The organism is Cupriavidus sp. HPC(L) (assembly GCF_000307735.3).
Taxonomy (GTDB): domain Bacteria; phylum Pseudomonadota; class Gammaproteobacteria; order Burkholderiales; family Burkholderiaceae; genus Cupriavidus.
Map to the genome: position 1 here is coordinate 1 of NZ_AMPR02000320.1, position 2,380 is coordinate 2,380.

The following is a 2,380-nucleotide window of genomic DNA, read 5'->3' on the forward strand; positions in this document are numbered from 1 at the left end:
CGCCAGCACGGCGACCCGCTGGCCGGCGCGCGCGCCGCAGCTGCGGCGCATCTCGCCCTTGCCGACCGGCAGCGTGTCGAGCGAGGCCTGCGTCGCCACGCCCGGGCCCGCGCCGCGCGGATAGCGCACCGCGGTCGGGCAGTCCTGCGCGAAGGCCGTGCTCAGCAGCTGGCGACACTCGTTCTCGTCCGCCGGCGTCATCACCATCATGTTGGGGATGCAGCGCAGATAGGGAATGTCGTAGGCACCGGCGTGGGTCGCGCCATCGGCGCCGACCAGGCCGGCGCGATCCAGTGCGAACACCACCGGCAGGTTCTGCAGCGCGACGTCATGGATCAGCTGGTCGTAACCGCGCTGCAGGAAGGTCGAGTAGATCGCGACCACCGGCTTCAGGCCCTCGCACGCCATGCCGCCGGCGAAGGTCACCGCATGCTGCTCGGCGATGCCGACGTCGTAGTAGCGGTCCGGAAAACGCTGCTCGAATTCGACCAGACCCGAACCTTCGCGCATCGCCGGCGTGATGCCGATCAGCCGCGGATCGGCCGCGGCCTGGTCGCACAGCCATTCGCCGAACACCTGCGTATAGGTCTTGCGCGCCGGCTTGGCGGCCGGGCGGATGCCTTCGGCCGGATTGAACTTGCCGGGGCCGTGATACAGGATCGGGTCGGCCTCGGCCAGCTTGTAGCCCTGGCCCTTCTTGGTGACGACATGCAGGAACTGCGGGCCGCCGCCTTCCAGCGCGCGGCGGCGGATGTTCTGCAGCGTCGGCACCAGCGAATCGAGATCGTGGCCGTCGATCGGCCCGATGTAGTTGAAGCCGAATTCCTCGAACAGCGTGGCCGGCACCACCATGCCCTTCGCATGTTCCTCGAAGCGCTTGGCGAACTCGAGCACCGGCGGCGCGACCGACAGCACGCGCTCGATGCCCTTCTTGGTCGCCGCATAGAACTGGCCGCTGAGCAGGCGCGCCAGATGGCGGTTCAGCGCGCCGACCGGCGGCGAGATCGACATGTCGTTGTCGTTGAGCACCACCACCAGCGGCAGGTCCTTGTAGACGCCGGCGTTGTTCATCGCCTCGAAGGCCATGCCGGCGGTCATCGCGCCGTCGCCGATCACCGCGATCGACACGCGCTGCTCGCCCAGCGTGCGGGCGCCGAGCGCCATGCCGAGCGCGGCCGAGATCGAAGTCGACGAGTGCGCGGTACCGAAGGTGTCGTACTCGCTTTCGCTGCGGCGGGGAAAGCCCGAGATGCCGTTCCACTGGCGCAGCGTGTTCATGCGCTCGCGCCGCCCGGTCAGGATCTTGTGCGGATAGCTTTGATGACCGACGTCCCACACCAGCCGGTCCACCGGGGTGTCGAACACATAGTGCAGCGCGATCGTCAGTTCGACCGTGCCGAGATTGGACGACAGGTGGCCACCGGTCTGCGAGACCGACTCCAGCACGAAGGCGCGCAGTTCGTCGGCCAGCGTGGCCAGCTGGCGGCGGTCGAGCTTGCGCAGGTCCGCGGGGTCGTCGATGGTATTGAGCAATGCGTAAGTCATGGTATCCGTCCTGCCGCCGGATTCTCCCGTCCGGCTCGTCGTTTTACGGCGATCGGTCGCGCGGCCCGCTGTCAATGCGTGCGCAGCACGATCAGGTCGGCCAGGTCCGCCAGCCTTGCCGCGCGGTCGCCGAATTCGCCCAGCGCCTTGCGGGCGTCGTCGCGCAGCCGGGCGGCCAGTTCGCGGGCCGGTTCCAGGCCAAGCAGCGACACATAGGTCGGCTTGTGCTGCTCGGCATCCTTGCCGGCGGTCTTGCCCAGTGTGGCGGTATCGGCGGTAACGTCCAGAATATCGTCTACCACCTGGAACGCCAAACCGATCGCGGCGGCGTAGCGGTCCAGCGCCGCCAAGCCCGCCTCGTCGATGCGGCCGCACAGCGCGCCCATGCGGATGCTCGCGCGCAGCAATGCGCCGGTCTTCATCCGGTGCATCGTCTCCAACTGGTCCAGCGACATCGCCTGGCCGACGTGCTGCAGGTCGATCGCCTGGCCGCCGGCCATGCCGGCCGAGCCCGAAGCGCGCGCCAGTTCGCCGACCAGCCGCAGCCGCGCGGCCGGTTCCAGCGTATCCGCCTCGGCCAGCACGATGAAGGCCTGGGTCTGCAGCGCATCGCCGACCAGCAGCGCGGTGGCCTCGTCATAGGCCTTGTGCACGGTGGGCCGGCCACGGCGCAGGTCGTCGTCGTCCATGCAGGGCATGTCGTCGTGCACCAGCGAATACGCGTGAATCATCTCGACCGCGCAGGCCGCGGCATCGCAGGCGCTCGGGTCGGCGCCGCCGACCTCGCCGGCCGCATGGACCAGCAGCGGGCGCACCCGCTTGCCGCCGCCCATGG

At 69.2% G+C, this 2,380-nt stretch carries 2 protein-coding genes; both read right to left on the minus strand.

The annotated features are described in order from the left end of the window. Positions 1 to 1,545: 1-deoxy-D-xylulose-5-phosphate synthase (gene dxs / locus B551_RS16515; RefSeq protein ID WP_023264582.1), on the minus strand; the 1,545-nt coding region annotated here is incomplete at its 3' end. Positions 1,546 to 1,616: 71 nt separating this feature from the next. Continuing rightward, a partial coding sequence (locus B551_RS16520; protein ID WP_023264583.1) for a polyprenyl synthetase family protein occupies positions 1,617 to 2,380 on the minus strand: 764 nt, incomplete at its 5' end.